This window comes from Sphingobacteruim zhuxiongii, from assembly GCF_009557615.1.
Lineage (GTDB): Bacteria > Bacteroidota > Bacteroidia > Sphingobacteriales > Sphingobacteriaceae > Sphingobacterium > Sphingobacterium zhuxiongii.
Genome location: NZ_CP045652.1, coordinates 1,215,972 through 1,233,811, shown reverse-complemented (window position 1 = coordinate 1,233,811; position 17,840 = coordinate 1,215,972). Strand labels below are relative to the sequence as shown.

Below are 17,840 nucleotides of genomic sequence, written 5' to 3'. Positions count from 1 at the left end.
TATGTGTAATTCTTATTTTATTTTTCCTGCAAATATTAATTTCGTCGCTCTTATTTGGCTCGCTAAGATCAGTTCTACATTTTGCTCATTCGGGATACCGGTAATAATATCCGATACAGTATGCAAAATACTAACCCCTTTTGTTAACTCAACGTAAGCCGCCGCTGCATCCGCTGCATTTTCTAAAGCCACTTCACCGGAATCAACTGCCTTTTTAAATAAAGCAGAAATGCATTCCACATCACGATTATAGAAACCTTCCATGGTGCATTGAATATCCATACCTTTCAACCAATCTAAATTTTCGGCGATGTGAAGAACATAGTACTTTCTTAAAAATGAAGCGCGCATCTCCAAGATGCTAACGAGTGTGTCAATTAGATTACCATTGTACTTATTGATAAGTGTTTGCTCATCTGCATGAATATTGTCGATTACAGAATGTAAAACCGCTAGAATTAGACTGGTTTTGTCCGGATAATAGTAGTACAGATTCGCTTTGGTAATTCGCAAATCTTCAGCAATCTCGTTCATTGTGGTTTTTTGAAAACCAAAATGCGAGAAGCGTTTCAACGCCGCCTCAATGATTTGTTCCTTACGATTTTCCATTTCTCTCCTTTTTTATCTTTTGACTTTTTTCAAAAATTGTTCAAAAGTAAAGAAATGATCGCAAATTATATCATTCAATTGTCAAAAAAGTGATTCTTAACACATTCTTAACAATGAAGCAGCATTTTAAACAGGAAATGTGGCTAAAAAAGGACTAAATATTTAATCTTGAGAAAATTGCTTTTGGAATTTCCTTTTGTCAAAAGAGTACAGTTTGGCTGCTCTATAGGACACTCCCTTCTGATATTCGTTCAATTCCTTCAGATAACCTAGGTTATTGATCTTCTTCCGGAAGTTACGTTTATCAAGCTTTTTATTGAGTATCGATTCATACACTTGTTGAAGTTGTGTCAGTGTGAATTTCGTAGGTAATAATTCATAAGGTGCTGTTGAGTATGTAACAGACTTCTTCAATCTTTCCAAACTTAGATTAATAATATCGCGGTGGTCAAAGGCTAACTCGGGCAACTCAGCAACAGGAAACCATTTCAGTTGACGCATGTAATCGGAAGTTGGCGCAATCTTATTCTTCACCTCTTCCATTTGTACCAAGGCCATATAAGCAACGGTCAAAATTCTCCCCTCCGGATGTCGCTTGACGCCAGCAAATGCAGCTAATTGATCCATATAGATGTCTTTTAAGCCAGTCATCTCAAATAGAATACGCGCAACCGCATCTTCCATTTCTTCATATTTATTGACAAAATATCCAGGTAGTGCCCACCATTCCTTATAAGGATATTCATTTCTCTCTGCTAAAAGTATCTTTAATTGGCCTTCATCGAAGGAAAAGATTACACAATCAATGGTAAAATGCGTCTGCAAAATCTAAATTTATTTATTTGATTAATTTGGATTACAATATAACCCTAACAATTATATAAATCAACAAACAAATTACCAAAAAAATTTAATAGTGTAAGAAATACACATTATATTCGTAATTCAAAAATTGAGGAACCTAATGAACAACATCAGAAGAATTGGAGTTTATACTTCTGGAGGCGATGCCCCCGGTATGAACGCCGCCATTCGAGCCGTCGTCAGAACAGCGCTTTACCACGATTTAGAAGTTACAGGAATATTTAGAGGATACGAAGGGATGATTGAGGGTGACTTTAAAAACTTAGTAAGCCGTTCGGTAAGCTCCATCTTGCAAAAAGGTGGCACCATGTTGAAATCAGCACGTTGTCCAGAATTCAGAACCGTTGAAGGCCGTAAAAAAGCCTATGAGAATATTAAAGCTGCAGGTATTGATGCCTTAGTCGCAATAGGTGGTGACGGAACCTTTACTGGCGCCCAAATTTTCTCCAACGAATACAATATCCCCGTGATGTGTATCCCTGGAACTATTGACAATGATCTGGCTGGTACAGATTACACGCTAGGATTCGATACAGCAAACAATACCGTGATTGAATCAATTGATAAGATTAAAGATACGGCGGCATCACATAATCGTTTATTTTTCGTTGAAGTAATGGGTAGAGACTCGGGCAGTATCGCATTATATGCTGGTGTTGCTGGTGGTGCAGAAGCCATCATGTTACCCGAAAAAGACACTGCAATTGACGAACTTATTGAGATGCTGGAAGTTGCTAAAGAACGAAACAAAACATCGATGATCGTTATTGTAGCAGAGGGAGACAAGAACGGTGGCGCCTATAATGTAGCTAAACGAGTGAAAGAAAAATTTGATTTTTATGACACAAAAGTTAGTATCTTAGGACACCTGCAACGAGGGGGCTCTCCTAGTAGTTTTGATCGTATACTAGCAACCCGTATGGGATATTTCGCAGTCAACGAATTGTTAAGTGGCAATTCCCAAGGCACTGTCGGAATCCGAGGCAGTAAGATCACCTCGACCAGTTTAGAAGACGCCCTGAAAGGAAAAGAATTTAAACTTGACGAAGAGCTAATTACAATTTCCGAAGTAATGAACATATAATCTATGATAGCAGTAGTATATAGTGGATCAAGATATGCCGATTGGCGATTAGCAGAAAAGGGACGAATTTTGCACGGTTTCCGTACAACGGGAATTAATCCATATATACAAGACGAGCGATTTATCTACCAAATACTGAATAAAAACACGCACCTTATTAATAATGCCGAACGCATCCGTAAGATTTATTTCTTCGGTGCGGGTGCCTCTTCGCGTGAAAGACAAGCCAAGATTGAAAAAGTCTTTATGCAATTCTTTAAAAATGCGAAGGTAAAAGCAAGTCATGATGTACTTGCCTCGGCAATATCTACATTTGGAAACGAAAAGGGTATTATTGGTATCATCGGCAGTGGGTCCAACGCAGCTTATTATAACGGTCGTAAGATAATCGAAAACAACTATGGCTTAGGCTATATTCTGGCGGACGAAGCGTCGACAAACTGGCAAGCACGATACGTCTTGAAAGATTTCCTAACGGAATCTATGCCTCAAGGATTTCGAGAAAAATTATTGAGAAAACACAATATCGACAGAAAAACAATTTTAGATAAAGTTTATAATACACCCAACCCAAATATATTTTTAACCTCTTTTGCGGACTTCTTTTTAGAAAACAAAGATGATCCCTACATGGAGAATATTATAAAAAAAGGATTGGACACGTATGTAAAAACCTATTTGGTTCCTTTATCAGAGACGTATCCCGATGTAACCTTACATTTTACGGGCTCCGTAGCCAATAATTACTCCGAATGGCTGAGAGCGATAGCAGCGGAATACCATCTCAATGTGGGGACTATTATTCGTGAACCTGTACAGAACCTATTAAAATATTATTTAAATAAAAATTAGTTAAAATGAAAATTGGAATTAACGGATTTGGCCGTATCGGTCGTTTAGCTTTCAGAGCTGCTGTAAAACGCAGTGATATTGAAGTAGTAGGGATCAATGACTTAGTTGAGCCTGACTACTTAGCATACATGTTAAAATACGATTCTACACATGGAAGGTTTGACGGTACTGTTGAAGTAAAAGATGGTCATTTAGTAGTTAACGGTAAAACTATCCGTGTTACTGCTGAAAAAGACCCTGCAAACTTGAAATGGGACGAGGTTGGTGCTGATGTAGTAATTGAATCTACTGGTTTCTTCTTAACGAAAGAATTAGCACAAAAACACATTGATGCTGGCGCGAAAAAAGTAATCATGTCTGCTCCTGCAAAAGATGATACCCCTACATTCGTAATGGGTGTAAACCATAAAGATTTGAAACCTGAGTACAATATCGTATCTAACGCTTCATGTACTACAAACTGTTTAGCGCCTATCGCAAAGGTATTGAACGATAAATTCGGTATCGTTGAAGGATTAATGACAACTGTTCACGCTGTTACAGCAACTCAAAAAACAGTAGACGGTCCTTCAGCAAAAGACTGGAGAGGTGGTCGCGGTGCTTACCAAAACATTATCCCTTCGTCAACAGGTGCAGCTAAAGCAGTAGGTTTAGTATTACCTGAATTAAAAGGTAAATTAACTGGTATGTCTTTACGCGTTCCTACAGCTGACGTTTCTGTTGTTGACTTAACAGTTCGTTTAGACAAAGCAGCTTCTTACGAAGATATTAAAAAAGCAATGAAAGATGCTTCTGAAGGTGACTTGAAAGGTATATTAGGTTACACTGAAGATGAGGTTGTTTCTACAGACTTCTTAGGCGATGAGCGTACTTCAATCTTCGATGCTAAAGCTGGTATCTCATTGAATGACAACTTCGTAAAAGTTATCTCTTGGTATGATAACGAATGGGGTTATTCTAACAAAATTATCGACTTAGCGCAAGAGGTTGCTAAATTAAGCTAATCTCCCAAACGCATTTAAAAAAATAGGGAATTCTATATAGAGTTCCCTTTTTTTTGTATCTACCCCTGAAGACAACAGCCACGACATCCCTTATTCTAAAATCCAGCTCATGCCTATTCCGCGTACACCTAAGCCCTTTAATTCGACAAAACAAGGGTTAAGGTATGCTTAAGGTAAGGCTCAGCTAGGCCTAAGCTTATTTCCAAATGCATTGTCTAGAAAATAAAAAAGCGAGACCATCGCTATCGATGGTCTCGCTTTATATAACTGATAAATTATTCTAACTAGTCTTGTTTCATCAAGAAACCACCACCAAGTAAATCATCTCCTTCATAGAATACTGCAGATTGACCTGGCGCAATTCCCTTCACGTTATGTGTGAAATCGACTTGCATGATACTTCCTTGTTGAGTAATTGTTGAAATCGCTCCGGCGTCTTTATAACGAATCTTTGTAATTGCTTCCATTGGTTGTTCAATCGAAGCGTATTTTACAAGGTTGATATCACGGACAAACGCTTGTGATTTTTCTAATTCATGTTCCTCGCCTAGCATGACCGAATTACTCTCCGGTAAAATCTGGATGACAAACATTGGTTTTCCCAATGCAATACCTAATCCTCGACGTTGTCCAATCGTAAAATATGGATATCCGATATGTTGACCAACTACGGTTCCGTCCGAAAGGATAAAATTCCCAGGTCCAATTTCTTGATCTAAATTTGGTTTTTTATGTCTCAAGAATGAACGATAATCGTTATCGGGAACAAAGCATATTTCGTAACTCTCCGACTTATTAGCCAACTCCTGTTGGCCCATTTCTAACGCCATTTGACGAATCTCGGCCTTTGTAAAGCTTCCTAAAGGAAATTGTGTTCTCGCTAGGTTCTCCTGCGACACGCCCCATAGGACATAGGATTGATCTTTATTCTCATCTCTACCTTTAGAGATTACATAGCGTCCATTATCATGTAAACGAATATTCGCATAGTGACCTGTTGCGATAAATTCACAATCCAATTTATTTGCACGTTTGATTAGTGCTTCCCATTTGATGTGGGTATTACATAGCACACACGGATTTGGCGTTCTACCTGCAATATATTCATCAACGAAGTTGTCGATAACGTAATCGCCGAACTCATCACGAATGTCAAGAATATAATGAGGGAATCCGTAATTTACAGCTAAAGTTCTTGCATCATTGATACTATCTAGACTACAACAACCTGTTTCCTTTGAAGAGCCTCCTGAACTTGCATAATCCCATGTCTTCATCGTAATACCGATGACTTCATAGCCTTGTTCATGAAGCATAACTGCCGCTACCGAGCTATCGACCCCACCACTCATGGCTACCAATACTCTCCCTTTCTTACTCATATTATTTTATTGAAGTGCAAAGATACCGTAAAATGAGGAATACCAATGTTTATTTGATGTAATTTTATCTCAATCAAAATCAACCATTTGCTAAAAACCTTTAAAAATAATCTGACAAAAGTTTTAGATTTCGAAAAAAGACGGTACATTTGCAACGCAAGTTCGGTAACGGAAGTGCAGAAAAAGGTGCCATAGCTCAGTTGGTAGAGCAAAGGACTGAAAATCCTTGTGTCGCTGGTTCGAATCCAGCTGGCACCACCAAAATCTGACAAGTAACAGATTCAAAACAAAAGCTTGTAAAGGTGCCATAGCTCAGTTGGTAGAGCAAAGGACTGAAAATCCTTGTGTCGCTGGTTCGAATCCAGCTGGCACCACAGAAATCCCCGATCGAAAAAGATAGGGGATTTTTTTTTGCGCCTTAAAAATACCTGGTACATTCATACAACTTCGTTTCCAAAAAACTTTTCAGACAATACATTCAATTTGTGAAAGGTCCACGCCCAGGCAGGATTAAACACCTGAAAAGTTGCGCGAAGCGCTAATGACTTATAGACATCCGTTTAAAATACCGAATTCTAGGTATTTACTATCAAACCCTTATTGGATAACTTAGTATAAGTTAAACACAACGTAGATTCTTGCCTTTCCAACAAACATCGTCAAGATCGAATAGTTAATGTAGGGAATAAACTGGTAAGGGTTTGTTTCATGTTCACCCGCTCGGGTATTAGTTTTATAAGAATGGCCAGTAGAATCTACTAGCCATTTTTTCAATTTTATAAATATCCTAAAAGATAATAGATAATAATAAAAACGACGATGGTTCCAAAACAACCTAGCCCCATCTTTTTTGCTCCCCAACCGGCAATTAATGCTCTAAAAAATTTGTTCATATAGTTTTCCTTGTTAGTATTAATTATCTAACAAAAGTCAGGTCTATATGTTTGCGTAAAAATATCGCGTATAATAAGATCATCAGATAAATGTGCGTGAAGTTGCCTTCCATCACCGTGTAAAGTCCAAATAGCTCTAGGCTTTACTTGCTTTACAAACGTCAGAATATCCTCCCAATCAACATGATCCGAAAGGTATAAACTAAGATCGTTGCTTGCTTGAAGTCTCGCCCAGCCCGATGCAAATACCCTTAATACATTTTTTGCTCGCCTATAACTATTAAATGTCAATGGAGGTATCAAATAAACTTTATTCTTCTCATCACCTTTCATCGACTTCCGATTATAGAGTTCATATTTCATGGGGACTTCGTTGAACTTATCATAAATGCGATGGAACGCTAGCATACTATGATGTACTAAGATTTCCTTTTCAGGAAGGTATTGATTTAACAGTGCCGTAATTCGTTGAGCCTTCCCTAGCGAATAACATCCCAACATAATATTACTTGCGACAGCTAATTTCAAAATCTCTTCCTTAGGGTCTGGATGCTTCACATTTGGATCCGCGAAAGTCGTCTCTGTAATCAACACATCAGCCTCAACAATTTTTATAGGTTCGCAGGTGTTATCCTCTTGAAGTTTATAGTCGCCGGTATATAAATACCGAACTCCCTGATAAATCATCAGTATTTGGGCGCTACCTAGAATATGTCCTGCAGGGTAAAATAAAATGTCAACGCCATTGAGATGAAATTTTTGTTCAAAGTCTTTAACCTGATACGATGACAAGGCTTGTTTAGCATAGCGAATTTGCATAAAGGCAGCAGTTGCTTCTGTGCAATATATCGCTTGATGTCCGGGGCTCGCATGATCACCATGGGCGTGCGAAACAACCGCTTGTTGAACCGGATAGAGCGGGTCAATATAAAAATCACCATAGGCACAATAGTAGCCTTGATCTTTTTTTACTAGAAAATCTTCAATTATTTCAGCCATACAGCTATTTACTCGATAAGAATTGTTGATGTAATGCCATCACTTGTGTTATCAAGCTGTGGTCATCATCGTTATATATGATAAAGTCGGCTAATGCCTCTTTTTCCTTTTCTGGCATTTGTTTACTTATTCGTCGCCTCACTTCTTCTTCATCCACTTGATCTCGTTGCATCACTCGCTGAATACGCAGTTCTTCAGGAGAACTTACTAATATGCAATAATCCAAGCTTCTATAAGACCCGCTTTCAAACAAAAGCGCAGCTTCCTTTAGACTGTAAGGGGAGCTTTGTGCGGCAGCCCAATCTTCAGCAGCCTTAATCACAGCGGGATGAACAATTGAATTCAATTTTTTCAATTCAACTTCATCCTTAAAAACACGTGAAGAAAGCCATACTCGATTTAACGTTCCGTCTTCAAAGTAGACTTCAGGACCAAAAGTCTCAATCAATGCAGCTCGCACTGCTTCACTTCGAATCATGATGTCCTTGGCTTCTTTATCCGCGTCGTAGGTTGGAACAGCAAGAATCTTAAAAATCTTTGAAACTAAGCTTTTGCCCACACCTATTCCTCCGGTTATCCCAATTTTTAATCCCATATTATTTTCGAACGAAGAAATCTACATTTTGAGGTTCAATACTAATAACTTGACAGAAATCGGGAATCTTCGTGATGATTACCGGCAAACTTTGAACTTTATGCTCTTTCCAAGCTTCTAGATCAACAACAGCTTCAAAGTCTCTGGAAGTCCATTTATTATAATCTTTCACGGCCACTAAGATCGTTGCCTTCACTTTTCCAGGTAGAACACGAACGGAGGTATACTGTTTACCATTTTCGACTTTTAATGGTAACTCAATAATCTTCTCAGTGATTTCACCGACAGGAATCACAACTTCGGAGAAAGTCGGGTAGATTGTAATGTTCGTACGCTGCTGCTTATTCAAATAGGCAACTGTACGCACATCCGTGTTAACATCTTTCCCCTTGATCGTATCGGTTTCTAGGTATTCAATGCTTGCCACATCATCTAACGGGCCTGTTATCGTCACATATTCTGGACTTGCTTTGGTAGCTCCAATGATGCCATATTGCTTTTGGAAGGTCAGGTTATGAACGACTTTCACTGGAACCTTTCGTTGTGTTTGCTTAGAGAAGTCAAAGTAAAGTGTATCTGGAGACACTCCGATTACTTGTTCCTCTTGTCGAAATTGACGGTTTATAAATCCGATTTGACTACCGAACACAATAAAATTTCTTGTTTTCAATCCACTTAGATCGACTTGTATTTTCGCAGTATCCGGACGAACGCGCTCCATTAGAACTTTCCAACCAGACATTTTTAATTTGACCGTGACTGTATCGGATTGTAATGGATGGAAGGCTTTACTTTCTGGCAAATTCACATAGGTCATACTTGCCTTCTTAGAGAAAGTGTAATCGCTGGAGATTGCGAATAATGTCCATGCTAGAAATGAAATAAGGATACAACGTAAAAAAATAGATAATTTACGTCGTTGTACTTTACTGATACGCCTCATAGCCATTTTACAAATGTACTATTTTGAAACTAAAAATTACATCCCCATCCTAGAGTCGATTCACGGTAAAAAAACCGCTTTTATTCGCAAAAAGTTCCCGTTCCTTATCCGCTTATTGACAAAATTATACGTAACTTTGTGCTTTAATTGAAGGACGTTCAAAATTCACTTTCATAATGATTCATTTCTTCGTGAACCAATCGAACACTGTATATGCTGTTCAAACCCAAAAAGACTTATCTACCGAAGATATCTCTAAACTAAACTGGCTTTTTGGAAATGCTAATAAACTCAACGATCAGACATTAAATGACTACCATGTAGGGCCTCGTGCTGCAATGGTTACTCCTTGGAGTACTAACGCCGTAGAGATCACTCAAAACATGGGCATTGAGGGGATTATTCGTATTGAAGAGTTTCAAAAAGTTAATGCAGAGTTTCATGAGTTTGATCCGATGATCTCTCAAAAATATAGTGCATTAACTCAAGATATGTTTACCATCCATATCACACCAGAGCCTATTCTGGATATCGAAGATATCGATGCTTATAACAAATCTGAAGGCTTGGCTTTAAGTCCGGAGGAAGTAGATTATTTGAATCGTCTTTCTGACAAAATTGGCCGTAAGTTAACAGACTCTGAAGTATTCGCTTTCTCACAAGCCAACTCGGAGCACTGTCGTCATAAAATCTTCAACGGTACTTTTGTCATCGATGGTGAGGAACAAGCAACTTCGCTATTCAAATTGATTAAGAAAACATCAGAAACAAACCCGAACGGTATTGTTTCTGCTTATAAAGACAATGTCGCTTTCGTAAAAGGTCCGCGAGTAACTCAATTTGCTCCTAAAACTGGCGACAAGCCCGACTATTACGAGGAAAAGGATTTTGATTCGGTCATATCGGTTAAAGCGGAAACGCATAACTTCCCAACTACGGTTGAGCCGTTTTCAGGCGCAGCGACAGGTTCTGGTGGCGAGATTCGTGACCGTCTTGCTGGTGGTCAGGGTGCATTGCCGTTGGCAGGTACGGCCATCTATATGACAGCTTATTCGCGATTACTTGCTGACCGCCCATGGGAGAACGGTATGCAAGAGCGTGAATGGTTATATCAAACCCCTATGGACATCTTAATCAAAGCATCGAATGGTGCTTCAGATTTTGGAAATAAATTTGGTCAACCATTAATTACTGGTTCGGTACTTACATTTGAGCATGAAGAGGCTGGTCGCAAATTAGGATACGACAAAGTGATTATGCAAGCTGGTGGTATCGGCTATGGCAAATTAGATCAAGCAAAAAAACATAAACCGCAAGAAGGAGACAAAATTGTAATCCTTGGTGGAGAAAACTACCGTATTGGTATGGGAGGAGCAGCAGTATCTTCAGCAGATACTGGCGCGTTTGGCTCTGGTATCGAATTAAATGCTATTCAGCGTTCAAACCCTGAGATGCAAAAAAGAGCGGCAAATGCGATCCGTGCTTTTGTAGAGTCAGATCATAACCCAATTGTTTCGATTCACGATCACGGAGCTGGAGGACATTTAAACTGTCTTTCTGAACTTGTCGAAGATACAGGCGGGCTAATTGACTTAGATAAACTTCCAGTTGGAGACCCTACCCTATCTGCAAAAGAAATTATTGGTAATGAATCCCAAGAACGTATGGGGCTTGTTATTGCTCAAGATGATATTCAAAAGTTAAAAGACGTCGCTGATCGCGAACGTGCTCCGATGTATGCTGTTGGTGACGTGACGAATGATCACCGATTTACTTTTGAATCGCTAAGCACTGGTGAAAAACCGATGGATTATGCATTGGAAGATTTCTTTGGCTCTTCGCCAAAAACGATTATGAACGACAAAACAATTGATCGTCCATATGCGGATCTTTCATATCAAGCTGATCAAGTTCCAAGTTACTTAAACCAAGTCTTACAATTAGAAGCTGTTGCTGCAAAAGATTGGTTAACGAATAAAGTCGACCGTTGTGTTGGCGGACGTGTTGCTAAACAACAATGTACTGGTCCATTACAGTTACCGTTAAATAATGTTGGTGTAATGGCTTTAGACTATAAGTCTACAGAAGGGATTGCGACAACAGTAGGTCATTCGCCGTTAACGGCTTTAGTAGACCCAGTTGCTGGATCTAGGAATGCTATCGCAGAAGCCTTATCGAACATTGTTTTTGCACCGATTAAAAATGGCTTAAGTGGTATTTCACTATCGGCTAACTGGATGTGGGCATGTAATAATGAAGGTGAAGATGCACGATTGTATCAAGCGGTTCAAGGATGTTCTGACTTCGCGATTGCTTTAGGAATTAATATCCCTACAGGTAAGGATTCCCTATCGATGAAACAAAAGTATCCTGATGGAGAGCATGTTATTGCGCCAGGAACTGTCATTATTTCAGCTGCAGGAAATTGTACAAACATTAACAAAGTCATTGAGCCAACATTGAAAAAAACTGCTGGTTCGATTTACTATATTAATCTGTCCAAAGATAGCTTTAAGTTAGGAGGCTCTTCATTTGCTCAAATCCAGAACAAGATTGGTAAAGAAGTTCCAACAGTTAAAGATGCGAATGCTTTCAAAAATGCGTTCAATACAATTCAAGAGCTCATCTTAGATGATCAGATTGCTGCTGGACATGACGTTGGATCAGGAGGTTTAATCGTCAGCTTATTGGAAATGTGTTTTGCTGATGTAAATCTGGCAGCAAATTACGATTTAAGCGGATTAAAGGAACAAGACAGTGTAAAAGCATTGTTCAATGAAAATATTGCAGTGATTCTTCAAGCAAAAGATGATACTGCATTTGAGCAAGCAATGGCTGAAGCACAAGTCGAAGCTGTGAAAATTGGACAAGCGATTGACGGCAACGAAGTGACCTTTAAAATCAATGCAGATCAGTTTACATTCAATGTCGCTGAAACACGCGATACATGGTTTAAAACGTCTTTCCTTTTAGATCAGAAACAATCAAAAAACGGCACTGCTGAAGCGCGTTTTAATAATTATAAAAATCAACCATTGCAATATACTTTCCCTAGTCAGTTTGACGGGAAGAAGCCTGCAATTGATGCAAACAAAGCACGCCCTAAAGCGGCTATTATTCGCGAAAAAGGTTCGAACTCCGAGCGTGAAATGGCGAATGCGATGTTTATGGCAGGTTTTGATGTTAAGGATGTCCATATGACCGACTTAATCAGCGGCCGTGAAACCTTAGAAGATATTCAGTTTATTGGTGCTGTTGGTGGTTTCTCAAACTCTGATGTATTGGGTTCTGCAAAAGGTTGGGCAGGTGCATTTCTTTATAATGAAAAAGCAAAAACAGCTTTAGAAAAATTCTTTGCTCGTCCCGATACACTTTCAGTTGGTATCTGTAACGGATGTCAATTGTTCATGGAGCTTGAATTGATCAATCCTGATCACGAAGTTCATGGAAAGATGTTGCACAACACTTCTCAGAAGCACGAATCTAATTTTGTTTCTGTAAAAGTTCAAGAAAACAACTCGATCATGTTGTCAACTTTAGCAGGAAGCACTTTAGGCGTATGGATCTCTCATGGAGAAGGTAAGTTTAATCTTCCAAACACAGAGAGTCAATACCATATTGTAGCGAAATACGCTTACGATCAATATCCTCACAATCCAAATGGATCAGATTTCAACACCGCGATGATGTGTGATAAAACTGGTCGTCACTTAGTTACGATGCCTCATATTGAGCGTTCTACATTCCAATGGAACTGGGCTAATTACCCTGAAGGACGTCAAGATGAAGTAACTCCATGGTTGGAAGCGTTTGTTAATGCACGCCAATGGATTGAAAATCAAAACAAATAAGTTGGAAACAACGCAATATGAAACAAGGGGTTAACTGAAGAGTTAGCCCCTTGTTTGTTTTCAGTCGGTGGATATTTCAGGCAAATCGTATATTTATCCTCTACTTAAACCTATACAATCAAATGAAAACAATCTGGCTTACTTTTCTAGTATTTCTAGTCTCCTATTCCTATGCAGGGAATGAAACCATCTTCATTGCTCCAAACGGCAATGATGGGAACAAAGGAACAATAGAATCCCCACTTGCAAGTATCGAAGGGGCACAATTAAAAATCAAAGAACTCCGCTCAAGATTACAAGCAAATGACAGTATCATTGTTCAAATTCAATCTGGCACTTATCCAATTAATCGACCAATTACATTGGATTATCCAGTGCTTTCCGACTCCAAAACAACCATTATTTTCCGTGGTGATCAAAAGGATCGTCCATTAATTACTGGTGGTAGAACTACCGGTCGATTTGAAGCAGTGACACCTCAGCTTTGGCGGGTTTATATCCCCGAAGTCGCAAACTATGGCTTTTACTTTGAGCAGCTATATATCAATGGTGAGCGTCGCTTTCGAGCACAAACTCCTAATCAGGGCGACTTCTTCAAACCAAAACGCGTAACTGTCAATAAATTAGATTCTACAAATGCCTACACCTCACAAAAAATCACATTAAAGGATAGCGAGCTAAGCATTTTAAACGATATAGAAAAATCTGAATGGAATGATGTGCAGGCTGTATTCTATCATAAATGGGATAATACTAGAAAACGGATTCAGTATATCAATAAAGTAGACTCCAGCATGTATCTAACCGGTAGACTACATACCGTAAATCCATTGACAATCAAGAGCCTTTACGTTATAGAAAACTATAAAAAAGCTTTAGATTCACCTGGGGAGTGGTATCTCGAACGAGACGGCTTCCTCTACTATATCCCGATGCCTGGCGAAACGTTGGAAAATACAGAGGCCGTTTATCCGGTTGCGGAGAAATTCCTAGTGATAAAAGGCAGTCCAGAAAAAAAGGTTTCCAATATTCGGTTCGAGCATATTCGTTTTGAATATGTTTCCACACAGACGCCTCCAGAGGGTCAAGATCCTGTACAAGCGGCTGCTAACCTAGATGCGGCTGTCATGATTGATTATGCCGATAACATTCATTTTAAGAACTGCGATATCGCACATACAGGGCGATACGGTATATGGTTCAATAAAAATACTTCTCACTCCTCGGTCGAAGAATGTCACCTTTATGATTTAGGAGGAGGTGGAGTCAAGATTGGAAGTGACCCAATTGCATTAAGTCATCATATAAAAATCCACAATAACATCATTCAGCATGGTGGCTACATTTTCCCTTGTGCAGTAGGCGTGATTATCATTCATGGAAGCGACAATGAAATAACACATAACGATATTGCTGATTTTAGATATTCTGGAGTTTCTGTAGGATGGGTATGGGGATATGCTCCGAGTCCTTCCAAAAGGAATAAAATCGAATTCAATCATATCCATCACCTAGGTTGGGCAGAATTAAGCGATATGGGAGGTGTTTACACCCTAGGTGCATCAGAAGGTACTACAGTCAGTAATAACGTCGTACACCACGTCTTTTCCTATGATTATGGGGGATGGGGACTTTATACTGATGAAGGCTCTACCGGAATCGTTATGGAAAACAATTTGGTGTATAAATGCAAAAGCGCTGGCTTCCATCAGCACTATGGAAAAGATAATATGATCCGTAATAATATCTTTGCACTAAATCAGTATTTCCAAATTCAGCTGACTCGATCAGAGGATCATCGTTCACTTTCCTTTCAAAACAATATTGTTTATTTCAATGAGGGCGTTCTTTATAGAAGTAATGAAAAAGATAAATGGATTACAGCGAAAGTCGATATCGATAACAACTGTTATTGGGATACGCGAAGTAAAACTTTTCAATTCGCTAAATTAAACTTTGCTGATTGGAAAAAACTTGGACGTGATGAACACAGTTTTATCGCTGATCCAAATTTTCGAGATCCCGCAAACTTTGACTTCAGATTTAAGAATGATAAAATCATTAAAAAGATAGGTTTCAAAAAATTTGACTACACAAAAGCTGGCGTTTATGGCGATTCAGCGTGGAAAGAAAAGGCGGTATTATCTAAACAGATAGAGAATGATTTTGATCAAGCTGTTGCTAAATGGGCTCAGCCAATTTAGCGATCACTCCTAAAGCGTGAAGCACAAGAATAAATAGAATAAGAAAGGAGCCATATTATTTATGGCTCCTTTCTATTTTTAAACCTCTAACATTCAACTCCTCGAAATAGCACTCTATCTGATTGCTTTAGATATCTAGTTTTTTGATGATGTTTGCGTCGTGACGTCGATAAGAATATTTGATTCGGTATGACTGGAATTTGGTTAAAGCATCTTTTATGGTAGAAATGCAACTGGATTGTGATGAATCATACTTATGATAGAAATTAACTTAAAGAATTCGCTAGTCTATTTGCTACACTTCCACAATTTGATTTAGACAAAGAGATGCCGACTAATACCTTAGACATATTCTGTAGGATTATTCAATATTCAGAAATAACATTTATCTTTAGGTAATTTAAATTCATACGACTATGTTAATTGACCAGTTATCATACGCCTTATTTATTTGGCAACTGTTTTTTATCACGCACGTACTGGCGATGGTTATTGCACTAATTCATGTTGCCACGAATAAGCAGTTGAATTTCATAAATTCTATTTACATCGCGTTAGTTATAGTTTTCGTGCCGTTAATCGGAAGTGTTTTCTATTTTACAGCGTTCGCCAAATTCCTTAGTAGAACGAAGAATTCTTAAAAACAGGTTGTTTTATACGCTGGTTTATTTTTTCAAAACATCTTCATTCGATTTAAATTACTGCTTCTCTGATTTAGAAATCCTAAGATATTCCGTCCTAGTGAACAATAAAAAAATAGCTAGCCCTATTCGGGATAGCTATCTTAATAAACATTTTAAAAACGTTGGCTTTTATTAGAGTAATTGTGTGTAATAAAATTCAATCAATTTTTGTACTCTCCCCCTCTTTTTGCTGATAAAAAGAGTGATGGAAGTTATTATCGATTAAGTTACATTTTTTATTTCACACATAAATCATGGGTTACCAAAGGTTTCCAGTAACCTTGAGGATACTCCTATCTAACATCACTATTTTCTATTTAAACGCGATTCTTCTAAGTCTAAGTTATGTTCTAACTCCCGCAATAGTGAATCGTCATATTTCTTTTCCGAATGCATCTTATATAAAGTCTTACGTCTTTGATTTATCACATCCTGTGTAACGCGCTTGTAAAGATCCTTTTCATTTGCGATTCGCATCTTCGATTCTTCATCTATCGTCGACGCAGAAGTATCTAATCTTCTTTTCATTTGCGTATAAATCGCCTTTACGGTAAAGCTTTCTCGCAACTCATTGGTATATTTATTTTCGATCAATTTCATGCCCTCTCGCGCCAATCGATAACGAATAGCTTCAATTTGCACGTCTTCTGGGATCTCTTCTGAATTTCCTTCCAATTTAATTCCGTTGATTAACCAAGGAAGCGAAAGCCCTTGAACGACTAACGTGACTAGAATTACGACGAAGGTGATAAATAAAATAAGATTCCTGTGCGGAAAGGCTGTACCATCACTGAGTGTCAATGGAATTGCCAATGCTGAAGCTAGCGAAACAACACCTCGCATGCCTGCCCATCCAATTATTAAAGGAAGTTTCCATCCTGGAGAGTATTCATTATTACGAATAATTTTGAACAGCATTCTTGGAATAAAGGCTGAACCATAAATAAAAATAATCCTCAGCACAATGATAATTGCGGTAATAGCAAGTGCCATTTGAATTGCCCATTCCATCGAAACGTCCTCAATCCCAGCAATAATAATTGGTAGCTCCAAGCCGATCAGGATAAAGACAAAGCCATTTAAAAGGAATCCAACAGTATCCCATACTTCCCGCGTTTGAATACGGGTATGATAGTCCAAATAGTCTTTGGAACGGAAGGATAGAAATAATCCCCCAGCAACTACAGCCAATACGCCAGACCATTCAAAATGCTCGGCGACGATATACATTATATATGGGGCGATTAAAGTAATCGGGGTTGTAATACTGGAAGATTTCGCAACATAACGTAGGAAAACATAAAGGATATGACCGATAATCAGACCTACAAATATTCCCATAATGGCTAAGGTAAAGAAGTCAACAATTGCCTTTTGAGGTTCGAAACTTCCGGTAATAATCACCGCTAAGGCTAATCGAAAAACAGTAAGTGAGGCAGCATCATTGACTAGACTCTCCCCTTCTAATAGTGTTATCCCTCGCTTAGGCATGTTAACACCTTTCAATACAGAGGTTGCGGCAACAGCATCAGGTGGAGATATAATCCCTCCAAGTAAGAATCCTAATGCAAGAGTAAATCCCGGGATAATATGTACAGATAAATACGCGACTGCCAACGAGGTGACAAAAACGAGACCGAAGCCCATGATCATAATTGATCGCTTATATTTCCAGAAGCTATTCCACGAGGTATACCAAGCAGCCTCAAAGAGCAGTGGCGGCAGAAATATTAAGAAAACAATATCCGGATTTATACTTACTTCAGGCATTCCGGGAATCAGTGAAATCACTAGTCCTCCAATAACAAGCAGGATTGGATAAGAAACGCTAAACCGCTGACTTATAACAAATAACATAGCCATGAAGAAAAATAGTA

At 38.6% G+C, this 17,840-nt stretch carries 13 protein-coding genes and 2 tRNA genes; 8 read left to right on the top strand and 7 right to left on the bottom strand.

Going from position 1 to position 17,840, the window contains the following annotated elements; translation table 11 throughout:
- Positions 1-12: 12 nt before the first annotated feature.
- Both GFH32_RS05345 and GFH32_RS05340 read right to left on the bottom strand, forming a co-directional pair.
- Entirely contained in the window at positions 13-609 is a 597-nt protein-coding gene (locus GFH32_RS05345; RefSeq protein WP_153510094.1) for a TetR/AcrR family transcriptional regulator, read from the bottom strand.
- A gap of 162 nt (positions 610-771) precedes the next feature.
- Positions 772-1,434, bottom strand: a complete 663-nt coding sequence (locus GFH32_RS05340) for an NUDIX hydrolase (protein WP_153510093.1) — start codon at positions 1,432-1,434, stop codon at positions 772-774.
- Positions 1,435-1,573: 139 nt separating this feature from the next.
- Here GFH32_RS05340 and pfkA point away from each other — a divergent pair, with 139 nt between their 5' ends.
- From pfkA to gap, 3 genes are read left to right on the top strand one after another with little or no spacing between them, the layout of a single operon-like run.
- Positions 1,574-2,557 (top strand): 6-phosphofructokinase, encoded by a 984-nt coding sequence (gene pfkA / locus GFH32_RS05335; protein WP_153510092.1) that lies wholly within the window; start codon positions 1,574-1,576, stop codon positions 2,555-2,557.
- A gap of 3 nt (positions 2,558-2,560) precedes the next feature.
- Positions 2,561-3,409 (top strand): hypothetical protein, encoded by an 849-nt coding sequence (locus GFH32_RS05330; protein ID WP_153510091.1) that lies wholly within the window; start codon positions 2,561-2,563, stop codon positions 3,407-3,409.
- A gap of 5 nt (positions 3,410-3,414) precedes the next feature.
- Positions 3,415-4,413: a type I glyceraldehyde-3-phosphate dehydrogenase gene (gap, locus tag GFH32_RS05325; protein WP_153510090.1), complete on the top strand. Its 999-nt coding sequence runs from the start codon at positions 3,415-3,417 to the stop codon at positions 4,411-4,413.
- 284 nt (positions 4,414-4,697) lie between these two features.
- On the opposite strand, the gene mnmA is transcribed toward gap, so the two are convergent.
- The gene (gene mnmA, locus GFH32_RS05320; protein WP_153510089.1) at positions 4,698-5,795 is read right to left on the bottom strand and encodes a tRNA 2-thiouridine(34) synthase MnmA; all 1,098 of its coding nucleotides are present in this window, start codon (positions 5,793-5,795) and stop codon (positions 4,698-4,700) included.
- Between the two features lie 185 nt (positions 5,796-5,980).
- Here mnmA and GFH32_RS05315 point away from each other — a divergent pair.
- Together GFH32_RS05315 and GFH32_RS05310 are read left to right on the top strand one after the other, a co-directional pair.
- Positions 5,981-6,056 (top strand) — tRNA-Phe (locus GFH32_RS05315).
- 40 nt (positions 6,057-6,096) lie between these two features.
- A tRNA-Phe gene (locus GFH32_RS05310) sits at positions 6,097-6,169 on the top strand.
- 546 nt (positions 6,170-6,715) lie between these two features.
- Here the strand turns inward: GFH32_RS05310 and GFH32_RS05305 are convergent.
- Genes GFH32_RS05305 through GFH32_RS05295 form a run of 3 tightly spaced genes read right to left on the bottom strand, consistent with a single transcriptional unit; the run spans position 6,716 to position 9,225 of the window.
- On the bottom strand, positions 6,716-7,687 hold the full coding sequence (locus GFH32_RS05305; protein ID WP_153510088.1) for an MBL fold metallo-hydrolase: 972 nt from the start codon (positions 7,685-7,687) through the stop codon (positions 6,716-6,718).
- 4 nt (positions 7,688-7,691) lie between these two features.
- Positions 7,692-8,282, bottom strand: coding sequence for a dephospho-CoA kinase (coaE, locus tag GFH32_RS05300; protein ID WP_153510087.1), 591 nt, complete (start codon positions 8,280-8,282; stop codon positions 7,692-7,694).
- Position 8,283: 1 nt separating this feature from the next.
- Positions 8,284-9,225 carry a YbbR-like domain-containing protein gene (locus GFH32_RS05295; protein WP_228384223.1) on the bottom strand — a complete coding sequence of 314 codons (942 nt, stop codon included), beginning with the start codon at positions 9,223-9,225 and terminating at the stop codon, positions 8,284-8,286.
- A gap of 176 nt (positions 9,226-9,401) precedes the next feature.
- On the opposite strand from GFH32_RS05295, the gene purL reads away from it, so the two are divergent.
- From purL to GFH32_RS18615, 3 genes are all read left to right on the top strand, one after another.
- Positions 9,402-13,076, top strand: a complete 3,675-nt coding sequence (purL, locus tag GFH32_RS05290) for a phosphoribosylformylglycinamidine synthase (RefSeq protein ID WP_153510085.1) — start codon at positions 9,402-9,404, stop codon at positions 13,074-13,076.
- 122 nt (positions 13,077-13,198) lie between these two features.
- On the top strand, positions 13,199-15,280 hold the full coding sequence (locus tag GFH32_RS05285) for a right-handed parallel beta-helix repeat-containing protein (RefSeq protein WP_153510084.1): 2,082 nt from the start codon (positions 13,199-13,201) through the stop codon (positions 15,278-15,280).
- A 416-nt stretch (positions 15,281-15,696) separates the two neighbouring features.
- A complete protein-coding gene (locus GFH32_RS18615) occupies positions 15,697-15,921 on the top strand; it encodes a PLDc N-terminal domain-containing protein (RefSeq protein ID WP_153510083.1) in 225 nt (74 codons plus the stop codon).
- A 348-nt stretch (positions 15,922-16,269) separates the two neighbouring features.
- On the opposite strand, the gene GFH32_RS05275 is transcribed toward GFH32_RS18615, so the two are convergent.
- A complete protein-coding gene (locus GFH32_RS05275; protein WP_237249235.1) occupies positions 16,270-17,820 on the bottom strand; it encodes a Na+/H+ antiporter in 1,551 nt (516 codons plus the stop codon).
- Between the last annotated feature and the right edge of the window lie 20 nt (positions 17,821-17,840).

Coding starts and splice junctions, on each gene's coding strand:
- GFH32_RS05305 (WP_153510088.1), bottom strand. CDS start 7,687: ATGGCTGAAATAATTGAAGATTTTCTAGTAAAAAAAGATCAAGGCTAC.
- gap (WP_153510090.1), top strand. CDS start 3,415: ATGAAAATTGGAATTAACGGATTTGGCCGTATCGGTCGTTTAGCTTTC.
- GFH32_RS05275 (WP_237249235.1), bottom strand. CDS start 17,820: ATGTTATTTGTTATAAGTCAGCGGTTTAGCGTTTCTTATCCAATCCTG.
- GFH32_RS05295 (WP_228384223.1), bottom strand. CDS start 9,225: ATGAGGCGTATCAGTAAAGTACAACGACGTAAATTATCTATTTTTTTA.
- coaE (WP_153510087.1), bottom strand. CDS start 8,282: ATGGGATTAAAAATTGGGATAACCGGAGGAATAGGTGTGGGCAAAAGC.
- pfkA (WP_153510092.1), top strand. CDS start 1,574: ATGAACAACATCAGAAGAATTGGAGTTTATACTTCTGGAGGCGATGCC.
- purL (WP_153510085.1), top strand. CDS start 9,402: ATGATTCATTTCTTCGTGAACCAATCGAACACTGTATATGCTGTTCAA.
- GFH32_RS05345 (WP_153510094.1), bottom strand. CDS start 609: ATGGAAAATCGTAAGGAACAAATCATTGAGGCGGCGTTGAAACGCTTC.
- GFH32_RS05285 (WP_153510084.1), top strand. CDS start 13,199: ATGAAAACAATCTGGCTTACTTTTCTAGTATTTCTAGTCTCCTATTCC.
- GFH32_RS18615 (WP_153510083.1), top strand. CDS start 15,697: ATGTTAATTGACCAGTTATCATACGCCTTATTTATTTGGCAACTGTTT.
- mnmA (WP_153510089.1), bottom strand. CDS start 5,795: ATGAGTAAGAAAGGGAGAGTATTGGTAGCCATGAGTGGTGGGGTCGAT.
- GFH32_RS05330 (WP_153510091.1), top strand. CDS start 2,561: ATGATAGCAGTAGTATATAGTGGATCAAGATATGCCGATTGGCGATTA.